This window comes from Variovorax endophyticus, from assembly GCF_025376855.1.
GTDB lineage: Bacteria > Pseudomonadota > Gammaproteobacteria > Burkholderiales > Burkholderiaceae_C > Variovorax.
The window spans coordinates 100802-122117 of record NZ_JAHUTH010000023.1; the positions used below are offsets into that span (position 1 = coordinate 100802).

The 21316-nt window shown below is 69.9% G+C and carries 17 protein-coding genes and 1 pseudogene; 7 read left to right on the forward strand and 11 right to left on the reverse strand.

The window, feature by feature from the left end; genetic code table 11:
- The 4 genes from dnaG to KV106_RS26935 all read left to right on the forward strand — a co-directional run bounded on the left by dnaG (window position 1) and on the right by KV106_RS26935 (window position 7198).
- The gene (dnaG, locus tag KV106_RS26920; protein ID WP_261213666.1) at window positions 1-1983 is read left to right on the forward strand and encodes a DNA primase; all 1983 of its coding nucleotides are present in this window, start codon (window positions 1-3) and stop codon (window positions 1981-1983) included.
- A gap of 309 nt (window positions 1984-2292) precedes the next feature.
- Window positions 2293-4665, forward strand: coding sequence for an RNA polymerase sigma factor RpoD (gene rpoD / locus KV106_RS26925; protein WP_057590422.1), 2373 nt, complete (start codon window positions 2293-2295; stop codon window positions 4663-4665).
- A gap of 108 nt (window positions 4666-4773) precedes the next feature.
- Window positions 4774-6009 carry a multidrug effflux MFS transporter gene (locus KV106_RS26930; RefSeq protein WP_261213670.1) on the forward strand — a complete coding sequence of 412 codons (1236 nt, stop codon included), beginning with the start codon at window positions 4774-4776 and terminating at the stop codon, window positions 6007-6009.
- A 52-nt stretch (window positions 6010-6061) separates the two neighbouring features.
- The gene (locus tag KV106_RS26935) at window positions 6062-7198 is read left to right on the forward strand and encodes an HPP family protein (protein ID WP_057590424.1); all 1137 of its coding nucleotides are present in this window, start codon (window positions 6062-6064) and stop codon (window positions 7196-7198) included.
- A gap of 28 nt (window positions 7199-7226) precedes the next feature.
- On the opposite strand, the gene KV106_RS26940 is transcribed toward KV106_RS26935, so the two are convergent.
- The 3 genes from KV106_RS26940 to KV106_RS26950 are packed head-to-tail and all read right to left on the reverse strand — an operon-like array spanning window position 7227 to window position 10421.
- Window positions 7227-8213, reverse strand: a complete 987-nt coding sequence (locus KV106_RS26940) for a tripartite tricarboxylate transporter substrate binding protein (RefSeq protein WP_261213672.1) — start codon at window positions 8211-8213, stop codon at window positions 7227-7229.
- Window positions 8214-8253: 40 nt separating this feature from the next.
- Window positions 8254-9456 (reverse strand): CaiB/BaiF CoA transferase family protein, encoded by a 1203-nt coding sequence (locus KV106_RS26945; protein WP_261213674.1) that lies wholly within the window; start codon window positions 9454-9456, stop codon window positions 8254-8256.
- Entirely contained in the window at window positions 9453-10421 is a 969-nt protein-coding gene (locus KV106_RS26950) for a hydroxymethylglutaryl-CoA lyase (protein ID WP_261213676.1), read from the reverse strand. The genes KV106_RS26945 and KV106_RS26950 overlap by 4 nt, the downstream gene beginning before the upstream one ends.
- Before the next feature lie 131 nt (window positions 10422-10552).
- Between KV106_RS26950 and KV106_RS26955 the strand changes: the two genes are divergently transcribed.
- From KV106_RS26955 to KV106_RS26965, 3 genes and pseudogenes are all read left to right on the forward strand, one after another.
- Window positions 10553-11458, forward strand: coding sequence for a LysR family transcriptional regulator (locus KV106_RS26955; RefSeq protein WP_057590428.1), 906 nt, complete (start codon window positions 10553-10555; stop codon window positions 11456-11458).
- A gap of 121 nt (window positions 11459-11579) precedes the next feature.
- Window positions 11580-12458 (forward strand): annotated as a pseudogene (locus KV106_RS26960) (MBL fold metallo-hydrolase); the annotation flags it as partial.
- Complete coding sequence (locus KV106_RS26965; protein ID WP_057590430.1) at window positions 12452-13165, forward strand: DsbA family protein; 714 nt, start codon at window positions 12452-12454, stop codon at window positions 13163-13165. The pseudogene KV106_RS26960 and the gene KV106_RS26965, both read left to right, overlap by 7 nt.
- A gap of 3 nt (window positions 13166-13168) precedes the next feature.
- On the opposite strand, the gene KV106_RS26970 is transcribed toward KV106_RS26965, so the two are convergent.
- The 8 genes from KV106_RS26970 to KV106_RS27005 form a co-directional block, all read right to left on the reverse strand.
- A complete protein-coding gene (locus KV106_RS26970) occupies window positions 13169-13468 on the reverse strand; it encodes a putative quinol monooxygenase (RefSeq protein WP_261213681.1) in 300 nt (99 codons plus the stop codon).
- Window positions 13469-13578: 110 nt separating this feature from the next.
- The gene (locus KV106_RS26975; protein WP_261213683.1) at window positions 13579-15276 is read right to left on the reverse strand and encodes a tannase/feruloyl esterase family alpha/beta hydrolase; all 1698 of its coding nucleotides are present in this window, start codon (window positions 15274-15276) and stop codon (window positions 13579-13581) included.
- A 63-nt stretch (window positions 15277-15339) separates the two neighbouring features.
- The gene (locus tag KV106_RS26980; RefSeq protein ID WP_261213685.1) at window positions 15340-16044 is read right to left on the reverse strand and encodes an ABC transporter ATP-binding protein; all 705 of its coding nucleotides are present in this window, start codon (window positions 16042-16044) and stop codon (window positions 15340-15342) included.
- Window positions 16037-16807: an ABC transporter ATP-binding protein gene (locus KV106_RS26985; protein WP_261213687.1), complete on the reverse strand. Its 771-nt coding sequence runs from the start codon at window positions 16805-16807 to the stop codon at window positions 16037-16039. The genes KV106_RS26980 and KV106_RS26985 overlap by 8 nt, the downstream gene beginning before the upstream one ends.
- 145 nt (window positions 16808-16952) lie before the next feature.
- Entirely contained in the window at window positions 16953-17939 is a 987-nt protein-coding gene (locus tag KV106_RS26990; protein WP_057595670.1) for a branched-chain amino acid ABC transporter permease, read from the reverse strand.
- Complete coding sequence (locus tag KV106_RS26995; protein ID WP_057595671.1) at window positions 17939-18811, reverse strand: branched-chain amino acid ABC transporter permease; 873 nt, start codon at window positions 18809-18811, stop codon at window positions 17939-17941. Before KV106_RS26995 ends, KV106_RS26990 begins: the two co-directional genes overlap by 1 nt.
- 141 nt (window positions 18812-18952) lie before the next feature.
- Window positions 18953-20137, reverse strand: coding sequence for an ABC transporter substrate-binding protein (locus KV106_RS27000; RefSeq protein ID WP_261213690.1), 1185 nt, complete (start codon window positions 20135-20137; stop codon window positions 18953-18955).
- Window positions 20138-20301: 164 nt separating this feature from the next.
- Entirely contained in the window at window positions 20302-21291 is a 990-nt protein-coding gene (locus KV106_RS27005) for a PDR/VanB family oxidoreductase (protein WP_261213692.1), read from the reverse strand.
- Window positions 21292-21316: the final 25 nt, after the last annotated feature.

Below are 21316 nucleotides of genomic sequence, written 5' to 3' on the forward strand. Positions count from 1 at the left end.
ATGACCATCCCCGCTTCATTCATCCAGGAACTCATCGCGCGCGCCGACGTGGTGGAAATCGTCGGCCGCTACGTGCAGCTCAAGAAGGCCGGCGCCAATTTCATGGGGCTGTGCCCCTTCCACGGCGAGAAGTCGCCCTCCTTCTCGGTCAGCCCGACCAAGCAGTTCTATCACTGCTTCGGCTGCGGCGCCCACGGCAACGCCATCGGTTTCCTCATGGAGCACGCCGGCATGGGCTTCGTGGAGGCCGTGCACGACCTCGCGGGCCAGTACGGCCTGCAGGTGCCGGAAGACGACGCCTCGCCGGCCGAACGCGCGCGCGCCGCCAGCCAGCGCCAGAAGCAGGCCACGCTGACCGACGTGCTCGAGAAGGCCGGCGACGCCTTCCGCAAGCACCTGCGCCAGGCGCCCGGCGCCATCGACTACCTGAAGGGCCGCGGCGTCTCGGGCGAGATCGCCAAGCAATTCGGCATCGGCTATGCGCCGCCGGGCTGGCGCACGCTCGCGGGCGTGTTTCCCGACTACGAGGACCCGCTGCTGGCCGAGAGCGGCCTGGTGATCGTCAACACCGAGGACGGCCAGGTCGAGGCCAGCGAGGCCAAGCGCTACGACCGCTTCCGCGACCGGGTGATGTTCCCGATCCGCAACGTCAAGGGCGAATGCATCGGCTTCGGCGGCCGGGTGCTCGGCGACGAGAAGCCCAAGTACCTGAATTCGCCCGAAACGCCCGTCTTCAGCAAGGGCCGCGAGCTCTACGGTCTCTACGAGGCCCGCGCCGCCTTCCGCGACCGCGGCTACGCGCTGGTGACCGAGGGCTACATGGACGTGGTGGCGCTGGCTCAGCTCGGCTTTCCGAACGCGGTGGCCACGCTGGGCACGGCCTGCACCACCGAGCATGTGCAGAAGCTGTTCCGCTTCACCGAATCGGTGGTGTTCAGCTTCGACGGCGACGCCGCCGGCCGCCGCGCGGCGCGCAAGGCGCTCGACGGCGCCCTGCCCTATGCCACCGACACGCGCAGCATCAAGTTCCTGTTCCTGCCGGCCGAGCACGATCCCGACAGCTTCATCCGCGAGTTCGGAGCCGACGCCTTCGCGCGCTTCGTGCAGGAGGCCACGCCGCTGTCGCGCTTCATGATCGAGGCCGCGCGCGAGGGCTGCGACCTCGGCACCGCCGAGGGCCGCGCCCACATGAGCAGCAACGTGCGCCCCTTGTGGAGCGCGCTGCCCGACGGTGCCCTCAAGCGCCAGTTGCTGAGCGAGATCGCCACGCTGGTGCAGCTCGACGCGGCCGCGCTGTCGGACCTCTGGGCCACGGCGGCGGCGCCGCGTGGCGGCGGCGCCTCGCGCCAGGCCGAGCGCAGCCAGGAGCGACCGCCCGACGACGACGGCTACTTCCCGGAACCGCCGGTCTACGAAGAGCGCGAGCGCCACTACGAAAACGATAGCAAGAAGCGACCGTTCAACAAGCGTTTCGGCCGCAAGGAGCCGCCGCGCGAACCGATGCGCGGGCGCAGCCAGCCGCTGAGCCGGCCCGACATCGCGGTGCGGCTGCTGCTCGCCAACATGGCGCAGTGGGAACCGCTGTCGCACGAGGTGCACCTGATGCTGTGCGAGCTGCCGGGGCCGCACGGCGCGCTCTTTACCTGGCTCGACAGCCAGCTGCACGAGCACGGCGCCCAGTCGTGGGCCGCGCTGCGCGAGGGCCTGCGCGGCCAGGAATTCGAGGCGCTGGCCGACAAGCTGATGACGGCCGCGGAAGGCGGCCCGCCCGTCGATCCGGAGGCCAGCGAGAGCGACCTGCAGGCCGAGGCCGCCCGCGAGCTGGGCAGCGTGCTCGACTTCATGCTCGACGACCGTCTCAAGTTCCAGCAGAGCGAGGCCATCGCGGCCGTCGGCAAGGATCCGCGGGCGCTCGAGCGCTACAAGGCGCTCGAGGCGCGGCGGCTTGAGCTGCGCGCCCGCATGCGCCCCAAGACGGTGTGATTGCTTGAAATTTGCGCAAGACGCTATAATGTAGGGCTTCGCAACTGGCGAAATCGGCAAGAGCGACAGCAGCACCTCCGGACCGGCCCCTCGCGCAACGCACTCCACGGCAACCCCGCTGGAAAGGGCCAATACCCGCAAGGACTGCACACCAAATGATCGCCCGACATCTTGCCTATTGAGGATTTATTCCTCTTTTCCCCAATTGTTCCTGTCCGGCCGTGCCGGGCTGGCGGCGCTGTCCTCGCGGACCGCGCCCGTGTGATTTCGTGTGATCCCGCTTGTTCATTCTTGTTGTAACGAGGTCGTATGCCCAGTTCAAAGAAGCCTGCTCCTTCACCCGCCAAAAGCGCCGCCGCCAAGCCTGCAGCCGAAAAACCGTTGAAAGCGGCCGCTTTGCCGGCAACTAAGACGGGTGCAGCCGCGTCCAAGGCGGCAGCCGCAACGAAAGTGAAAACCGTGCCCACGAAATCGACGACCACCACCGACGACACCAAGAAGACAGCCGCCAAGACGGCTGCCGCAGGCGCTGCAGCCCCCGCGGCCAAGAAGGTCGGCCGCCCGCCCAAGGCCGCCAGCACCGCCGCCGCTCCCGCCACCGGCGCCAAGCGCGGCCGCAAGCCCAAGGCCGACAAGGATGCGCCCGAGAGCGACGTCGACCTGTCGGACATCGAGGACGACCTGGCCGGTGACGAACCCGCGGCCGCCGTTGCGACGACCGAGGAGAAGGTCAAGCCGCTGCGCATGAAGATCAGCAAGGCGAAGGAACGCGCCTTGATGAAGGAATTCGGCCTCGACGAGACCGTGCTGTCCGAGGAAGACCTCGCCAAGCGCCGCTCGCGCCTGAAGACCCTGATCACGCTGGGCAAGACCCGCGGCTACCTGACGCACGGCGAAATCTCCGACCACCTGCCCGACAAGCTGGTCGACGCCGAGACCATGGAAGTCGTGGTCACCATGCTCAACGACATGGGCGTGGCCGTCTACGAGCAGACCCCCGACGCCGAGACCCTGCTGCTGAACAACACCGCCCCCACCGCGACCACGGTGGAGGAAGCGGAAGAGGAAGCCGAAGCGGCTCTCTCCACCGTGGACAGCGAATTCGGCCGCACCACCGACCCCGTGCGCATGTACATGCGCGAAATGGGCACGGTCGAACTGCTGACCCGCGAAGGCGAAATCGAGATCGCCAAGCGCATCGAAGGCGGCCTGATGGCGATGATGGAGGCCATCTCGGCCTCCCCTGCCACCATCGCCGAGATCCTGCGCCTGGCCGGCGAGATCCGTGAAGGCAAGGTTGTCATCTCGACCATCGTCGACGGCTTCTCGAACCCCAACGAGGCCGACGACTACGTGGCCGAGGAAGACTTCGACGAATTCGACGAGGAAGACGACGACGACGGCAAGGGCGGCTCCAAGGCGCTGACCAAGAAGCTCGAGGAACTCAAGAACGAGGCCCTGTCGCGCTTCGACCGCATCGCCGAGATGTTCGAGAAGGTGCACAAGGTCTACGACAAGGAAGGCTACGGCACGCCCTCGTACACCAAGGCCCAGCAGTCCCTGTCGGACGAGCTGATGACCATCCGCTTCACCGCGCGCACCATCGAGCGCCTGTGCGACCTCGTGCGCACCCAGGTCGACGACGTGCGCAAGAAGGAGCGCGAGCTGCGCCGCATCATCGTGGACAAGTGCGGCTTCCCGCAGGACGAGTTCATCCGCGACTTCAGCGGCTTCGACAAGAACGGCAACCGCATCGCCTCCAACCTGCTGAACCTCAAGTGGGTCGAGAAGCAGGCCGCCGCCGGCAAGCCCTGGAGCGCCGTGCTCGCGCGCAACATTCCGCCGGTGCAGGAACTGCAGCAGAAGCTGGCCGACATCCAGTCGCGCGTGGTGGTGCCGCTGACCGAGCTCAAGGACATCAACAAGCGCATGAACGAGGGCGAATCGTCCTCGCGCGATGCCAAGAAGGAAATGATCGAGGCCAACCTGCGCCTCGTGATCTCGATCGCCAAGAAGTACACCAACCGCGGCCTGCAGTTCCTCGACCTGATCCAGGAAGGCAACATCGGCCTGATGAAGGCGGTGGACAAGTTCGAATACCGCCGCGGCTACAAGTTCTCGACCTACGCCACGTGGTGGATCCGCCAGGCGATCACGCGCTCGATCGCCGACCAGGCGCGCACGATCCGCATCCCGGTGCACATGATCGAGACCATCAACAAGATGAACCGCATCTCGCGCCAGCACTTGCAGGAGTTCGGCTTCGAGCCCGACGCCGGCATCCTGGCCGCCAAGATGGAGATCCCGGAAGACAAGATCCGCAAGATCATGAAGATCGCGAAGGAGCCGATCTCGATGGAAACCCCCATCGGCGACGACGACGATTCGCACCTGGGCGACTTCATCGAGGACAGCAGCAACACGGCCCCGATCGAGGCCGCGATGCAGGCCGGCCTGCGCGACGTGGTCAAGGACATCCTCGACTCGCTGACGCCGCGCGAGGCCAAGGTGCTGCGCATGCGCTTCGGCATCGAGATGTCGACCGACCACACGCTGGAAGAAGTCGGCAAGCAGTTCGACGTGACGCGCGAGCGCATCCGCCAGATCGAGGCGAAGGCCCTGCGCAAGCTCAAGCATCCGTCGCGCTCGGACAAGCTGCGCAGCTTTATTGATACGCTCTGAGCCGGTCTCCCGGTATTTCCCCGCAAAGGAGGCGCCCGCAAGGGCGCTTTCTTTTTTGGGCCCCTCTGCGACAGCCACCCAGATAAGAAGAATGGAGCAATCCTCATCATGAATCCCGATGCAGACAAACTCTGGCACGCCCCGCGCTGGGCGCTGGCCGTGCTGCTCGCGGTGCTCGGCATGCTCGGGCCCTTCTCCATCGATACCTACATCCCCGCCTTCTCGGGCATCGCGCGCTCGATCGGCGCGACGCCGGCCGAGATGCAGCAGACGCTCTCGGCCTACCTGTTCGGCTTCGCGTTCATGAACCTGTTCCATGGCGCGCTGTCCGACAGCTTCGGACGCCGCCCGGTGGTGCTGTGGGGCCTCGCGGTGTTCACGCTGGCCTCGCTGGGCTGCGCGCTGTCGCAGACGATCACGCAGCTGGTGCTGTTCCGCGGCCTGCAGGGCCTGTCGACCGGCGCGGGCATCGTGGTCTCGCGCGCGGTGATCCGCGACATGTTCCCGCCCGCCGAGGCCCAGCGCGTGATGAGCCAGGTCACGATCTACTTCGGCGTGGCACCGGCCATCGCGCCGATCGTCGGCGGCTTCCTGTTCGTGCACGCGGGCTGGCACGCGGTGTTCTGGTTCCTGGTGGCCGTGGGCGTGGTGCTGTTCGCGGCCAACTACAAGCTGCTGCCCGAGACGCTGCACCCCTCGCACCGCCAGTCCTTCCACGTGCGCCACCTGCTGCGCGGCTACTGGGACCTCTGTTCCGACCCGCGCTTCCTGCTGCTGGCCTTCGCCAGCGGCGTGCCCTTCAACGGCATGTTCCTCTACGTGCTGGCCGCGCCGGCCTTCCTCGGCGACCACCTCGCGCTGCAGCCGCAGCAGTTCTTCTGGTTCTTCCTGCTGACCATCGGCGGCATCATGCTCGGCGCGCGCGCCAGCGGACGCATGGCCGGCAAGGTGGCGCCCAAGCGCCAGATCCGCGACGGCTTCCTGATCATGCTGGTCACCTCGGTGGTCAACGTGGTCGCCAACACCTTCTTCCAGGCCCACGTGGCCTGGGCGCTGTGGCCGCTCGCGGTGTTCGCCTTCGGCTGGGCGCTGATGGTGCCGGTGGTCACGCTGCTGGTGCTCGACCTGCATCCCGAGCGCCGCGGCATGGCCTCCTCGCTGCAGGCCGTGATCGGCTCCACCGCCAACGGCATCGTGGCCGGCGCGGTGGCGCCGCTGGTGATGCACTCCACGCTCGCGCTCGCGCTCACTTCCACCCTGATGCTGGCCATCGGCCTGGTGGCCTGGGTCTGGCTGCACCGCCGCTGGCCCGACATCGGACGGCGCGTCGCCCACGAGGGCTGAAGCGGCGGCCGGCGAACGAACAAGAACAACACCGAGACACTCTTCGATCCGCATGTCCTCCGCCAACAAGCTCCTCGTCTATCTGCGCGCCTGGCTGCCGGGCCGCACCACCGTCGATGCGCGCGAGCGCCTGCGCGCCATGGGCGGCGCGGCCCTCGGGCTGCTGATCACGGCGCTGATCTGCCGCTGGATCGCGCAGACGCTCGGCGGCAACGCCGTGTGGCTGATCGCGCCGCTGGGCGCGAGCGCGGTGCTGGTGTTCGCGGTGCCGGCCAGCCCGCTTGCTCAGCCCTGGTCGGTGGTAGGCGGCAACACGCTGTCGGCCATCGTGGGCATCGCCAGCGTCAACTGGATTCCCGACCCGGCGGTGGCCGCCGCAGTCGCGGTGGGCGGCGCCATCGGCCTGATGTTCGTGGCGCGCTGCCTGCATCCTCCGGGCGGCGCCGCGGCGCTGCTGGCGGTGCTCACCCACACCACGCACCTGTCGTCGGCCTTCTTCCCCTTCTTCGTCAACTCGCTGCTGCTGGTGCTCGCGGGCGCGGCCTACAACAGCTTCACCGGCCGGCGCTATCCGCACGTGCAGGTGGCGCAGCCGCCGCGCGCCGACGCGCGCTTCAGCCAGGCCGACATCGATGCCGTGCTGGCGCGCTACAACCAGGTGCTCGACATCAGCCGCGACGACCTCGAGTCGCTGATCCAGCAGACCGAGCTCGAGAGCTACAAGCGGCGGCTCGGCACCCTGCACTGCGACGACATCATGTCGCGCACGCCGATCACGGTGGAGTTCGGCACGCCGCTGCAGGAGGCCTGGGCGCTGATGCACGAGCGCCGCATCAAGGCGCTGCCGGTGGTCGACCGCACGCGCCGCGTGGTGGGCATCGTCACGCAGGCCGACTTCTTCCGCCAGCTCGACCTGGCGCACCACGAGGGCATCGCGGGCCGGCTGCGCGACTTCATCCGCGCCACCCGCACCGTGGTCTCGAACAAGCCCGAAGTGGTGGGCCAGATCATGACGCGCCAGGTGCGCGTGGCCAGCGCCGACCGCCCCGTGGTCGACCTGGTGCCGCTGTTCTCCGAGGGCGGCCACCACCACATCCCGATCATCGACGCCGAGAAGCGGCTGGCCGGCATGATCACCCAGTCGGATTTCGTGCGCGCGCTCTACCGCGCGGTGCGGCCCGAGAACTGATCGCCCCGGGCCGCGAAGGCCCGCGTGCTCACTCGAGCACCACGTTGGCCTTCTTCACCAGCGCCGCGTAGCGCGTCGCCTCGCTGCGGAAATAGGCGGCCGCCTGCTCGGGCGTGGTCGGCTTGATGAGGTTGCCCTGCTTGTCCATGGCCTCGCGCACCTCGGCGCTCGTGAAGGCGGCGGCCACGGCGTCGTGCACGCGCTGCACCTCGGCCGCCTGCATCTTCGCCGGCCCGATCACCGCGAACCAGCCCTCGACCACATAGTTCGGCAGCCCCTGCTCGGCGATGGTCGGCATCTCGGGCGCGGCCGGCGAGCGCGCCGGGCCGCACAGGCCGATGGCGCGCAGCGCACCGCTCTTCAGGTGCGGCTGCACGGCCGGCAGCGCGACCACGCCCATCTCGACCTGGCCCGCGATCATGTCGGTGACCATCGGGCCCGTGCCCTTGTACGGAATGTGCCGCGCCTTCACGCCGGCCTCGTCCATGAACATCTCGCCGGCCAGGTGGATGATGGTGCCGTTGCCCGAGGAGGCGTAGTTGTAGCCCTCGGGCTTGGCGCGCAGCAGCGCCACCAGCTCCTTCACGTTCTTCGCCGGCAGCTTCGGGTTCACCGCCAGCACCAGCGGCGTGGCGCCCACCACGCTGATCGGCGTCACGTCGGCGATCGGGTCGAAGGGCATCTTCCTGAACACCGCCGGGTTGATGACGTGGTTGTTCGACACCATGCCCAAGGTGAAGCCATCGGGCGCGGCCTTGACCACGGTCGAGGTGCCCGTGATGCCGCCCGCACCCGGCTGGTTCTCGACCACCACCGGCTGGCCGAAGGCCTTGCCGAGCGCGACCGTGGCGGCGCGCACGATGGCGTCCACGCCCGAGCCCGCGCTGATCGGCAGGATGAAGCGCACGGGCCGGTCGCCCTGCGCCCAGGCGGGCCAGGCGGCGAGCGCGGCCGCGCCGGCACCCAGGCCCAGCAGCGCGCGGCGGTTGATGAAGAAAGGCAGTGGGTTGCGCATCGTCTTGTCTCTCGTTGTAGTGGGGGAAGAAAAAACCGGCCTAGGCCACGGCCGCGTCGTCGAGCAGCGCCTGCATCTGCGCCTCGCCATAGCCGAGCTCGGCCAGCAGCTCGCGCGTGTGCTGGCCCAGCGTCGGCGGATCGAGGCGCACGCCCAGGCGCTCGCCGCCCAGCGTGATCGGGAACAGCGTGGTCTGCGCGGTCCGGCCCGCGCGCTCGCCGTCGGGCAGCCGGATGTCGGCCAGGCCGCCGGTGGCCAGCAGGTGCGGATCGCCGTAGAGGTCCTCGGGCCGCACGATCGGCGCGAACGGCAGGCCGCGCGCCTCGAAGAGCGCTGACAGCTCGGCGGCCGGGCGCGAGGCCAGCCGCGCGCGCAGGTCCGCCAGCAGCGTCGGGCGCAGCCGCACGCGGTCGTTGTTGGTGCGCAGCGCCGGGTCGGCCTTCAGGTCGTCGAAGCCCAGGGCATCGCAGAAGCTCTGCCATTGCGCGTCGCTGACCGCGGCCAGGAAGATCTGCTCGCCGTCCTTCACGGTGAACACGTCGTACAGCGCCCAGGCCGAGATGCGATCGGGCATCGGCGCCGCGGCCTGGCCCGTGATCGCGTACTGCAGCATGTGCTGGCCGACCAGGAACACGTTGTTCTCGAACAGCGCCGAATGCACCTCCTGGCCCTCGCCGGTCTGGCCGCGCTGCATCAGCGCGGCCATCGCGCCGATGGCGCCGAACATGCCGCCCATGATGTCGTTGACGCTGGTGCCCGCGCGCAGCGGGTCGCCGGGCCGGCCGGTCATGTAGGCCAGCCCGCCCATCATCTGCACCACCTCGTCGAGCGCGGTGCGGTGCTCGTAGGGGCCGGGCAGGAAGCCCGTGTGGTTGACGTACACCAGCCGCGGGTTGAGCCGGCGCAGCGCGGCGTAGTCGAGGCCGTACTTCCCCATGGTGCCGGGCTTGAAGTTCTGCGCCACCACGTCGGCGCCGGCGCACAGGCGCAGCGCGGCCTCGAGCCCCTGCGGATGGCGCAGGTCGAGCGCGATGCTCTTCTTGTTGCGGTTGAACATCGGGAAGAAGCCCGCGCCGGCGCCCAGCAGGTGGCGCGTGCGGTCGCCTTCGATGGGCTCGACCTTGATGACCTCGGCGCCGAGGTCGGCCAGCACCATGCCGCAGGTCGGGCCCATCACCATGTGGGTGAACTCGACCACGCGGATGCCGGCCAGCGGCAGGCGCTTCTCTTCGAGGGCGCTCATGCCGCCACCTCTTCCTGCGCGAAGGTCTTCGGGAAGCCCGCGCGCCACAGCGTGCCCTGCAGGGTCTCGCCGTCCAGCCATTGCGCCACGCGCCCGCGCAGCGCGAGCAGCTGCCGTAGGTCGACGCCCGTGGCCACGCCCATGCTCTGCAGCATGAACAGCAGGTCCTCGGTGTCGACGTTGCCGCTGGCGCCCGGCGCGTGCGGGCAGCCGCCGATGCCGGCCAGGCAGGCGTCGAAGCGCGCGATGCCGACCTCGAGCGCCGCATAGACGTTGGCCAGCCCCAGCCCGCGCGTGTCGTGGAAATGGCCGCACCACAGTCGCTCGCCCGCGATCGCCCGCGCGCGCTCGAACAGGCTGCGCACCATCGCCGGATCGGCATAGCCGACGGTGTCGGCCAGGCTCACACGGTCGGCGCCCGCATCGAGCAGTGCCTGCATCAGCCGCAGCACCTCCTCGGGCGCCACGGGGCCCTGCAGCGTGCAGCCGAAGGCGGTGCCCACGCCGCCCTCGATCAGCGTCCTCGAGCCCGCGGCATCGCGCGCGGCGCGGATGCGGGCGACCTCGGCCACCACCTCGTCGGGCGTCTTGCGCAGGTTGGCGAGGCTGTGCGCATGGCTGGCCGACAGCGGCACCACCAGCAGGTCGGCCTCGCCATCGATGGCGCGCTCCGCACCCTTCAGGTTGGGCACCAGCACCGAGGCGAACAGGCCCGGCAGGGTCTTCGCGAAGGCCAGCAGCTCGGCCGTGTCGGCCAGCTGCGGCAGCAGCCGCGCGGGCACGAAGGAGCCGACCTCGATCTCGCGCTGGCCTGCCCCATGGGCAGCGCGGATCCATTCGCGCTTGTGCGCGGTGGGCAGGGTGCGGGCGATGCTCTGCAGGCCGTCGCGCAGGCCCACTTCGCGCACGGTGGCGCGCGGCGGCAGGAAGGCGTGCGGGCGCGCCGGGGCGGAAGGTTCGGTCAAGGCGTTGTCTCCGTGGGATGGATGTCTGGAATCGGCTTGATTCTTAGACTTTCCGATTCGATGCAGAAGCTATATTTCGGAAGCCAATCCGTTCCGAATCGGAACACCACAAAAACCACGGAGCCGACGCCATGCGCGACCTCGACCTCACCACCCTGCGCCTGTTCGTCTCGGTCTGCGAGACCCGCAGCATCGCGCGCGCCGGCGCCCAGGCCAGCATCGTCGGCTCGGCCATCAGCAAGCGGCTGGCGCAGCTCGAGGACACGCTAGGCACGCCGCTGTTCGTGCGGCGCCGCCGCGGCGTGGTGCCCACGGCGGCCGGCGAAACCCTGCTCGAGCATGCGCGCGCCATGCTCGGCAGCGTGAACCGCATCGAGCGCGACATGGCGGCCTATGCGGGCGGCATGCGCGGCCATGTGCGCATGCTGGCCTCGGCCTCGGTGATGGCCGAGTCGCTGGCCGAGGACGTGGCCGACTTCCTGCAGGACCCGGCGCACCGCAACATCCGCGTCGACATGGAGGAGCGCGTGAGCCCCGAGATCGTGCGCGGCATCCGCGAGGGCGTGGCCTCGATCGGCCTGTGCTGGGACGCGGCCGACCTCGAGGGCCTGCAGCGGCGCGACTACCGCAGCGACCACCTCGCGGTGGTGGCCCATCCCTCGCACCCGGTGGCGCGGATGCGCGAGGTGCGCTTCGAACAGCTGCTCGACCACGAGTTCGTCGGCATGCCCGCGCTCAGCGCGGTGCAGCTGCTGCTCGCGCGCGAGGCCACGGCCGCGGGCAAGCCGCTGGTGCACCGCGTGCTGGTGTCGAACTTCGACGCCGCGCTGCGCGTCGTGCGCGCCGGCCTCGCGATCAGCGTGGTGCCGGCCGAGGTGGCGCAGCCCTTCACCGCGGCCTACGGCCTGTGCCTGATGCCGCTGGCCGACCCGTGGGCGAAGCGCCGCTTCGCGATCTGCTTTCGCGACGAGGCCTCGCTCTCGCCCGCGGCACAGCTGCTGGTGGCGCACCTCGAGAAGCTGGCGCGGCGCGACTGATCCGCCCGATTCGACCGGATTGCGAAACGATCCTTTGCGCGGAAGCCGGTTTTTGTTTCGTTCGGCGCCATCCACACTGCGGGCTTCACCTGTCACACCCTCATGCGCAGAAAGAATCGCCATGTTCCGCCGCAGCTTCCTCGCCGCCACCGCGCTCGCCGCCTTCTCCACCCTCGGTCTCGCCGCATCCGCCTCCCCCTTGACGCTCGAGGTCTACAACCCTGGCGCGGCCTCGCTGTTTCCCGTCTCCTCGAGCATCGTCTCGGGCGAGAAGGAGGCCGTGCTGATCGACGCCCAGTTCCAGCGCAACGACGCCCAGGCGCTGGTGAAGAAGATCCAGGCCGGCGGCCGCAGGCTCGCCACCGTCTACATCAGCCACAGCGACCCCGACTACTACTTCGGCCTCGACGTGATCCATGCCGCCTTCCCCGACGCGAAGATCGTCGCCACGCCGCAGACCGTGGCCGCGATCCAGGCCTCGAAGGACGGCAAGCTGGCCCACTGGGGTCCGATCCTCAAGGACAACGCGCCGCAGTCGCTGGTGGTGCCCGAGCCGCTCGCGGGCGACACGATCGAGCTCGAGGGCCGCAAGATCCAGGTCGTCGGCCCCACGCCCGCGCGCACCGTCGCGTGGATTCCCTCGCTCAGGACCGTGGTCGGCGGCGTGCCGGTATCGGCCAACATCCACCTCTGGGTGGCCGACATGCAGACACCCGAGTCGCGCCGCGACTGGCGCCGCACGCTCGACCGCATCGCGGCGCTCAAGCCGAAGACCGTGGTGCCCGGCCACTACCTGCCGAACGCCGACGGCTCGGCGCCCTCCACGCTCGCCTCGGTGAACTTCACGCGCGCCTACCTGCAGGCCTTCGAGACCGAGGCCGCGAAAGCCAAGGACTCGGCCGCGCTGATCGCCGCGATGAAGAAGCGCTACCCCAAGCTGGAAGACGCCTCCTCGCTCGAACTGAGCGCGAAGGTCATCAAGGGAGAGATGAAATGGCCGCAATGAATGAAGCCACCACCCTGCATTGCATCTTCGATCCGCTGTGCGGCTGGTGCTATGCCGCCGCGCCGCTGGTCGAGGCCGCGCGCGAGGTGCCGGGCCTGCGCGTCGAACTGCATGGCGGCGGCATGATGACCGGCGCCAACCGCCGCGCCATCACGCCGCAGTGGCGCGACTACGTGCTGCCGCACGACCGCCGCATCGCCGAGCTCACGGGCCAGCCCTTCGGCGAGGCCTACTTCGAAGGCCTGCTGCGCGACGGCACGGCCGTGATGGACTCCGAGCCGCCGACCACCGCGATCCTCGCGGCCGAGTCGCTGCGCGCGGGTGGCGCGCTCGACATGGCCCATCGCGTGCAGCGCGCGCACTACGCCGAAGGCCGGCGCATCGCCGACGCCGACGTGCTGCAGGCGCTGGCCGCGGAACTGGGCTTCGATGCCGAGGCCTTCGCCGCGGCCTTCGCGCGGCTGTCGGGCGAAGCGACCGCGCAACACATCGAGGCCAGCCGCGCGCTGCTGCGCCGCGTCGGTGGCCAGGGCTTCCCGACCTTCGTGCTCGCGCGGCCCGATGGCGGCGCGAGCCGCGTCGACATCGGCCCGTGGCTGGGCCGGCCGGACGCGTGGAAAGCGCAGCTCGCGAGCTTCGCGGCGCCGGCGTCGACTTCGTCGGCAACGCCGGCCTGCGGCCCGGACGGCTGCGCGATCTGAGCGCTACGCGACCTGCTCCAGAAAGACCAGCCGGATCGGCTCCTCGAGCAGTTCGTCGAAGCGCTGCTCGAAGGCCTTGAAGTGCGGCGTGGCCAGATGCGCATCCAGCGCGGCCTGGTCCCGGAACGACTCGCGCATGTAGAAGCTGCCGGGTTCGTCGCGCAGTTCGAACAGCGTGTAGTCGAGGCAGCCGGGCTCCTGGCGCGTGGGCGGCACCAGCGCGCTCAATGCGGCGCGAAGGGGTTCGCGCCGACCGGGCCGGGCTTTCAGGACGGCGATGCCGATGAGGGGGGTCGTGTTCATGGGGCGTGGAGGGTGTGACAGGGACCCCGCAGTGTGCGAGCAGGCCCGTGCATGAAAAAGCCCTCGCGCCCGGAAACTCTTTCAAGCGCCGCTTGAAGATCGGCCCGGCGCTAGCGCGTGCACTGGAAGCTCGCCGCCTGTGCCACATCGCCCCCCACGTAGCGCGGCCACAGCGGCCATTCGCACAGTGGGCGCGCGCGCACCGTCCTGAAGGGCGGCCGCACCTCCTGCTCGAGCAATTGCAGGCCGGCGGGCGCGCGGCCGCGCTCGACCCAGTCGACCAGCACGCCGAGCATGTCGACGTTGGCCGGCGCGCCGCTGCCCACGTGGTCCACGCCGGGCGCGGTGTACAGCCGCATGAAGCGGTCCACCTCGGCGCGGCCCATGCGCGCGACCACCGACTCGTGGTAGCGGATGCCCGCGAACGGGCTCTGCGCATAGTCGGCCATGTGCTCGAGCATCAGCAGCTTGCCGCCGCGCGCGCTGAAGGCGCCGAGGTCGGGGTCGGTCGAATCCATCAGCCGCGAGACGGTGGCGATGCGCGCCGCATGGTCCTCGGCGCGGTAGTTGCGCACGTCGAGCGACGGATCGCGGGCATAGAAGTACTGCAGCGCGCCGCTGCCGTAGAACCACGCGATGCCGTTGCTCGGCTGCGGCGGCACGGTCGGCGCGGCACTGCCGGTCCACCAGGCGTTCCAGCCGCCCATCGAGGCGAAGGCCGGCGTGGCCTCGCCGCCGATGCCCCAGCCCGGGTACTCCGCGATGCCGTTGGCGAGTGGCACGGGCGAGCGCCACGGCGAACGCAGCGTGCGCACCGCCTGCACCTGCGCGTCGTTGAGGCAGTCGTCCCCGCGCGTGCCCGCCGCGCAGCGCAGGCTGGCCGGGTCGAAGCGCTGCAGGCAGGCCACCGGGTTCGACACGATGCGATCGGCCGTGCCGTCGGCGGCATCGCAGGCCGCGAGCACGGCCTCGTGCACCCGCTGCACCTGCGCGGGCCGCAGCCAGCCCTCGCCGAAGGTGGCGATGCCGTTGCGCGTGCCCGCATGCTGCAGCCCGGTCCAGTTGATGACCGGCACGCGGCTGAAGATGCCGTCGAAGTCGCGCGGATAGCGCTGCGCCATGGTCAGCGCCTCGCGCCCGCCCTCCGAGCTGCCCATGAAGTAGAGCTTGCGCGGCGCCTGTCCGTAGGCGCGCTGCATCAGCGCCACGGCCACGTCGCGCACCTTCTTGTACGAGGCATGCGCGAAGTTCTCGAGCGCCTCGTCGTTGAGCGCGAAGGCCTGCGGCGGCTGGCCGGCCACGTTCTGGTGGCCGGAGTCGGTGCCGTAGGTCACGTAGCCCTGCGCGAGCGGCGTGGGCTGGTCGAAGCGGGCCGCCGGCACCAGCGCCAGGCCGGTGATCAGCACGCCGTTGAACCCGCCGCCGCCGTACTGCAGGCTGCGGCCGTTCCAGGCCAGCGGCAGGTTGACCTGGAACCCGATCGGCGGCGCGGCAGCATCGAGCGGCGCGATGCGCCCGAGCAGCCGGCAGTGCGCGGGCGTGGCCGGCGTGATGCGCACTGCCGGACTCGGGCCGCGTTCGGCCACCGCCAGCGGCGCGGCGGCCACGAGGGTGGCGGTATCGATGGTCGCCATGCCGCTGGGCAGGCCGATCGCGCCGGGCGGCACCGGTGCCGCGAGGCGCGCGCAGGCCGCGGCGGGGTCGGGCCCGAGGCTCAGGCTTTGCGGCGCGGAAGGCCCGCCGGTGCCGCAGGCGGCGAGCAGGCCCGCGGCGATCGCCAGGGCCGACAGGCCGGCGGTTCTTCGCATCGTCGTGTTCCGGATCGCCATGGTCTTCTGTCTCCTTGTCTTTCCGGCCGATGCGTCGACCGCCTAGCGCGCCACGCCCAGCAAGCGATCGAGCACCTGCGGCTGCGCGCGCAGCGCGGCCGCGCTGTCGGCATGCACGATGGTCCCGTGGTCGAGCACCACGGCCTCGTCGGAGATCGCGAGGATCGCCTGCGGATGCTGCTCGACCACGATCGCGGCCAGGCCCTCGTCGCGCGTGATGCGGCGGATGGCGCGCAGCAGCTCCTCCACGATGATCGGCGCCAGGCCCTCGAGCGGCTCGTCGAGCAGCAGCAGCTTCGGGTTCAGCACCAGCGCGCGGCCCACGGCCAGCATCTGCTGCTCGCCGCCCGAGAGCTGGGTACCGAGGTTGGTCTTGCGCTCGGCCAGGCGCGGGAACATCTCGTAGACGCGGCGCGGATTCCACGGCCCGGGCCGCTCCACGGCCGTGAGGTTCTCGTGCACGGTGAGCGACTTGAAGATGTTGCGCTCCTGCGGCACCCAGCCGATGCCGGCCGCCGCGCGCTGGTGCGGCGCGAGCCGGTGCAGCGCCTGGCCGCCGAGCGCGATGCTGCCGCCGTGCTGGCGCGTGGCGCCCGCCAGGGTGTTGATCAGCGTGGTCTTGCCGGTGCCGTTGCGGCCCAGCAGCGCGAGCGTGCGGCCCTCGCCGAGCGCGAAGGAAACGTCGTGCAGCACCACGGCCTCGCCGTAGCCGGCGCTCAGGTTCTCGATGCGCAGCAGCTCAGACATGGGCGACCTCCGCGGACTGGCCATGGCCGAGGTAGACCTCCTTGACCCGCGGGTCGTTGGCGATGGCCTCGGGATCGCCCTCTGTCAGCAGGGTGCCGTTGACCAGCACCGTCATGCGGTCGGCGAAGCTGAACACCAGGTCCATGTCGTGCTCGATCAGCAGCACCGACACGTCGGCCGGCAGCGCGGCCACGGTCTGCAGCAGCTCCTCGCGCTCGCCCGCGGGCACGCCGGCCACGGGTTCGTCGAGCAGCAGCACGCGCGGCTCGCAGGCCAGCGCGATCGCGATCTCGAGCAGCCGGCGCTTGCCGTAGGCCAGGTGCTTGGTCTGCTGGTGCGCCACGTCGGCCAGGTGGAACTGCTCGAGCAACTGCCCCGCGCGCTCGGCCACCGCCTTGGTCGCGCCGAGCGGGCGCCACCATTGCGCGCCGATGCCCTGGTGCTGCGACACGACCAGCGCCAGCGTCTCGAGCGGCGTCATCGAGTCGAACAGCTGGTTGATCTGGAAGGTGCGCACCAGCCCGCGCGCCACGCGCTTGTGCGGCGCGAGGCGCGTGATGTCCTCGCCGAGCAGCGTGATGCGGCCCTCGGAGGGCGTGAGCACGCCCGTGAGCTGATTGATCAGCGTGGTCTTGCCGGCGCCGTTCGGGCCGATCAGCGCATGGCGCGCGCCGCGCCGGAGTTCCATCGAGACGTTGTTCGTCGCGGTGATGCCGCCGAAGCGCATCACCAGGCCATGGGTGGAAAGCACGGTGTCGGTCATCTTGCGACCCTCGCGATCTTGCTCCTTCCCCCTCTGGGGGAAGGTCGGGATGGGGGCACCGGGCGGTCGATGCGATGGCAGCGATGGACAGGCCCGTTGCCCCCACCCCAGCCCTCCCCCAGCGGGGGAGGGAGCAATACGTCGCTCATGCCGCACCGCCCTTCTTGCCGGCACCGAACCAGGTCCAGGGCTTGAGCAGACGATCGCGGCCCACCAGCACCAGCAACACCAGGATCAGGCCGATCCAGAACATCCAGTACTGCGGCGTCACCGACGACAGCCAGGTCTGCAGCAGCTTGAAGACGATGGCGCCCGCGACGCCGCCGTAGAGCCAGCCCACGCCGCCGATCACCAGCATCAGCAGCACGTCGGCCGAGCGGTCGAAGGCCAGCACGTCGAGCGAGGCGAAGCCGGTGGTCTGCGCGAGCAGCGCGCCCGCGGCGCCGGCCACGCCGGCCGCCACGGTGTAGATCACGGCCAGCCGCGACACCACCGGGATGCCGATCGCCATGGCGCGCAGCCGGTTGTCGCGGATCGCCTTGAGCGTGGCGCCGAAGGGCGAATGCACGAGCCGGCGCATGACGAGGAACAGCACCAGCATCACGGCCAGCGAATACCAGGCGGCCGTGCGGCCGTAGAGATCGAACTCGAACAGGCCGAGCACCGGCCCCATCACCACGCCCTGCAGGCCGTCGGCACCGCCGGTCAGCCAGTCGAGCTTGTTGGCGAGCTCGAGCAGCAAGAGCGCGGTGCCGAGCGTGACCATCAGCCGCGTGAGGTCGCTGCCGCGCAGGATGGTGACGCTGGCCACCAGCCCGAGCAGCGCCGACACGACGATGGCGAACAGCAGGCCCACGGTCGGGTCGGGCATCACCAGCTTGGCGAACAGCGCCGCGGCATAGGCGCCGAAGCCGAAGAAGGCCGCATGGCCCAGCGAAACGATGCCGGTGTAGCCGAGGATCAGGTCGAGCGACATCGCGAACAGCGCGACGATGGCGATCTCGTTGACCAGCAGCGAGTGCGAGGGCGTGATCAGCGGCAGCGCGAAGGCCACGGCCCACACGACGAACTCGACCGGATGCCAGCGCGCCTTGCGCAGCAGCGGCGACTGGAAGTCGGAAGGCGCATCCATCAGCGGCCTCCCTTGCGCGTGAACAGGCCCTGCGGCCGCCACATCAGGATCAGGATCATCAGCAGGTAGACGGTGAAGGCGCCCATCTTCGGAATGAAGTACTTGCCGGCCACGTCGGCGATGCCCAGCAGCAGCGCGGCCGCGAGCGGCCCGGTGATCGAGGAGGTGCCGCCGACCGAGACCACGATCAGGAAATAGATCATGTACTTGAGCGGGAAGGTCGGATCGAGGCCGAGGATCTCGGCACCGAGCGCGCCACCCAGCCCCGCGAGCCCCGAGCCGACCGCGAAGGTCAGCAGGAACACCACGTTGACGTTGATGCCCAGCCCCGCGGCCACGCGCGGGTCGTCGACCGCGGCGCGCAGCCGGCTGCCGAAGCGGGTCTTCGAGAGGATCAGCTGCAGCACCACGGTGAGCACCGCGCAGACCGCGATGATGAACAGCCGGTAGTGGCCCATGCCCAGCATCAGCGCGCCGTCGCCGAGCTCGGTGCGCCCGCGCAGCCATTCGGGCAGCTGCACGTTCTGCTGCGAGGAGCCGACGAAGTAGTCGATGGCCGCCACGGCCATGAAGGCCAGCCCGATCGAGAACAGCACCTGGTCGAGGTGCGGCTTGCCGTACATGGGCCGGTAGAGCGTGCGCTCGAGCAGCGCGCCGGCCAGCGCCACGACCACGAAGGCCAGCGGCAGGCACAGCATGAACGGCACGCCGAACTTCTGCATCGCGAACACGGTGAGATAACCGCCCGCCATCGCGAAGGCGCCGTGCGCGAGGTTGATGAAGTTCATCAACCCCAGCGTCACGGCCAGCCCCACGGCGAGCACGAACAGCAGCATGCCGTAGGCGATGCCGTCGAAAAGAATAGTCAACATATCAACAAGTCAACGGCGCACCGAGGCCAACTTACACCAGCTACGTGCCGCGGAACCGGCTTTGCCGGGCCGCAGGCAGGGTCCCCTCCTCGGGAGGTGGCGAATTACACGCAGCGAAGCGAAGTGAAAAGCCGGGAGGCTCTATTTCGCCTTGCCCGGGTCCTTGACGCCCTTGATCACGTCGAACTCGACGTTATAGAGCTGCCCGTCCTTCTTCTCGACCTTGCGCAGGTACACGTCCTGCACCACGTCGCGGGTCTGGGCGTCGATCAGCACCTGGCCGCGCGGGCTCTCGAAGACCTGGCCCTTCATGCCGGCCAAGAGCGCCTCGCCGCCGCCCTGGCCCTTGCTGGTCCTGAGCGCCTCGTAGATCACGCGCATGCCGTCGTAGCCGCCCACGGCCATGAAGTTGGGGCGCAGCTTGGGGTTGGCCTTCTCGAAGGCCTCGACGAACTTCTTGTTCGCGGCCGAGGGATGGGCGGCCGAGTAGTGGTGCGAGGTGACCACGCCGAGCGCGCCGTCGCCCATGTCGTTGAGCTGGTCGTCGTCGGTCACGTCGCCGGTGGCGATCAGCTTGATGCCGGCCTTGTCCATGCCGCGCTCGAGGAACTGCTTCATCACGGCCGCGCCCGCGCCCGAGGGCACGAAGACGAACAGCGCGTCGGGCTTGGCGTCGCGCACCTTCTGCAGGAAGGGGGCGAAGTCGGGATTGCGCAGCGGCACGCGCAGCTTGTCGATCACCTTGCCGCCGTTGAGCGCGAAGCGCTCGCTGAAGAACTTCTCGGCGTCGTTGCCGGGGCCGTAGTCGCTGACCAGCGTGACCACCGTCTTGATGCCGTTCTTCGGCGCCCAGTCGCCCATCGGCACCGACACCTGCGGCAGCGTGAAGCCGCTGCGCACGATGAAGGGCGAGGCCTCGGTGATGCTCGAGGTGGCCGCGGCCATCACGACCTGCGGCGTCTTCGACTGGGTGGCGATCGGCGCCACCGCGAGCGCCAGCGGCGTCAGGCCGAAGCCCGCGAGCACGTTGACCTTGTCGTTCACCACCAGTTCCTGCGCCAGGCGCTTGGTGACGTCGGGCAGGCCGGTGTCGTCCTTGACGATCAGCTCGATCTTCCTGCCGGCCACGGTGTCGCCGTTCTGCGCCATGTACAGGCGCGCGGCGGCCTCGATCTGGCGGCCGGTCGACGCCGACTGGCCGGTCATCGGCAGGATCAGGCCGATCTTGAACTTGTTGTCCTGGGCCTGGACGGCCGTCACGGACAGCGCGCCGGAAAGCGCGAGCGCGGCGAGGCTCGCGGACTGGATGAGTTGACGCCTTTGCATGAGTTCTCCTTTGGGGGCGACGAGCGGAATCGGCCTATTTTTCAACACTTTGCAACATTCCTTGTCGCGGGCCTTCACCTAGGCGCGGGCCCGCGCGGCGCTTTGTTGCGCGATAGACAAATGAACTGCGCGATGATCGCGCAACGGGGGTGGATCGGTGCCGGTCAGGCGTCCGCGCGGTACGCGGAATCGAGCGTGAGCGTACCCACCGCGCGCGACACGCAGGCACAGATGCGGGTGGTGGCCCGCTTCTCGTGCGCGCTGAGGAACACGTCGCGGTGGTCGATCTCGCCGTCCACCGCCAGCACGTCCATCGCGCACAGCCCGCATTCGCCGCGCCGGCAGTCCCACAGGGTCTGCACGCCGGCGGCGTCGAGCGCATCGAGCAGCGAGCAGTCGGCCGGCACGGTGATCGCGAGGTCGTGCCGCGGCACGCGCACGGTGAAGGCCTGCGCGGCCAGCCGGCCGCTGCTGCCGAAGGTCTCGAAGCGCAGGTCAGCCGCGGGGCGGCCGGCCGCCGCCCAGGCGCGCTGCACGGCCTCGAGCATCGGTGCCGGGCCGCAGGTGTAGAGCTGGCCGCCCGCGGGCAGCGCGGCGATGGCAGCCGCGAGGTCGATGGCCGCGGCGCCTTCGTGGGTCTGCAGCTTCTCGTCGCCGAGCGATGCGCGCAGCTCGTCGAGGTAGGCGAACTCGCCCGCATGGCGCGCGCCGTAGTGCATGGCCAGCGGCACGCCGCTGCGCCGCGCATGCGCGCTCAGCCGCTGCGCCATGCCCACCAGCGGCGTGATGCCGATGCCGCCCGCCACCAGCAGGTAGCCCGGCGCCGACAGGTCGAGCGCGAAGTGGTTCTGCGGCGCGCTGACCTGCAGGCGGTCGCCGACGGCCAGCCGCCACATCGCGAGCGAACCGCCACGGCCGTCGTCGAGCCGCTTGACGGCGATGCGCCAGCCGCCCTGCTCGCCCTGCCCCACGAGCGAATACGAGCGCGTCTGCAACTGGCCCTGCGCGCTCGTCACCTGCACCTGCAGATGGGCACCGGGCTCGTGGCCGCCGGCCGTGCCCGCCTCGGGCCGCAGCTCGAATTCGCGCACGGTGGGCGTGAGGTCGCGCAGCGCCACCACCTGCGCCTGCATCCATTGGAGATCGCTTTTCATCGGAGAACCAGGACCGGGAAAAAGA

What these genes read in the sequence shown, in the direction of transcription:
- KV106_RS26965 (WP_057590430.1), top strand. Translation starts at nt 12,452, where the DNA reads ATGGCCGCAATGAATGAAGCCACCACCCTGCATTGCATCTTCGATCCG.
- KV106_RS26970 (WP_261213681.1), bottom strand. Translation starts at nt 13,468, where the DNA reads ATGAACACGACCCCCCTCATCGGCATCGCCGTCCTGAAAGCCCGGCCC.
- KV106_RS26955 (WP_057590428.1), top strand. Translation starts at nt 10,553, where the DNA reads ATGCGCGACCTCGACCTCACCACCCTGCGCCTGTTCGTCTCGGTCTGC.
- KV106_RS26980 (WP_261213685.1), bottom strand. Translation starts at nt 16,044, where the DNA reads ATGTCTGAGCTGCTGCGCATCGAGAACCTGAGCGCCGGCTACGGCGAG.
- rpoD (WP_057590422.1), top strand. Translation starts at nt 2,293, where the DNA reads ATGCCCAGTTCAAAGAAGCCTGCTCCTTCACCCGCCAAAAGCGCCGCC.
- KV106_RS26945 (WP_261213674.1), bottom strand. Translation starts at nt 9,456, where the DNA reads ATGAGCGCCCTCGAAGAGAAGCGCCTGCCGCTGGCCGGCATCCGCGTG.
- dnaG (WP_261213666.1), top strand. Translation starts at nt 1, where the DNA reads ATGACCATCCCCGCTTCATTCATCCAGGAACTCATCGCGCGCGCCGAC.
- KV106_RS26995 (WP_057595671.1), bottom strand. Translation starts at nt 18,811, where the DNA reads ATGTTGACTATTCTTTTCGACGGCATCGCCTACGGCATGCTGCTGTTC.
- KV106_RS26990 (WP_057595670.1), bottom strand. Translation starts at nt 17,939, where the DNA reads ATGGATGCGCCTTCCGACTTCCAGTCGCCGCTGCTGCGCAAGGCGCGC.
- KV106_RS26975 (WP_261213683.1), bottom strand. Translation starts at nt 15,276, where the DNA reads ATGCGAAGAACCGCCGGCCTGTCGGCCCTGGCGATCGCCGCGGGCCTG.
- KV106_RS27000 (WP_261213690.1), bottom strand. Translation starts at nt 20,137, where the DNA reads ATGCAAAGGCGTCAACTCATCCAGTCCGCGAGCCTCGCCGCGCTCGCG.
- KV106_RS26935 (WP_057590424.1), top strand. Translation starts at nt 6,062, where the DNA reads ATGTCCTCCGCCAACAAGCTCCTCGTCTATCTGCGCGCCTGGCTGCCG.
- KV106_RS26985 (WP_261213687.1), bottom strand. Translation starts at nt 16,807, where the DNA reads ATGACCGACACCGTGCTTTCCACCCATGGCCTGGTGATGCGCTTCGGC.
- KV106_RS26940 (WP_261213672.1), bottom strand. Translation starts at nt 8,213, where the DNA reads ATGCGCAACCCACTGCCTTTCTTCATCAACCGCCGCGCGCTGCTGGGC.
- KV106_RS27005 (WP_261213692.1), bottom strand. Translation starts at nt 21,291, where the DNA reads ATGAAAAGCGATCTCCAATGGATGCAGGCGCAGGTGGTGGCGCTGCGC.
- KV106_RS26930 (WP_261213670.1), top strand. Translation starts at nt 4,774, where the DNA reads ATGAATCCCGATGCAGACAAACTCTGGCACGCCCCGCGCTGGGCGCTG.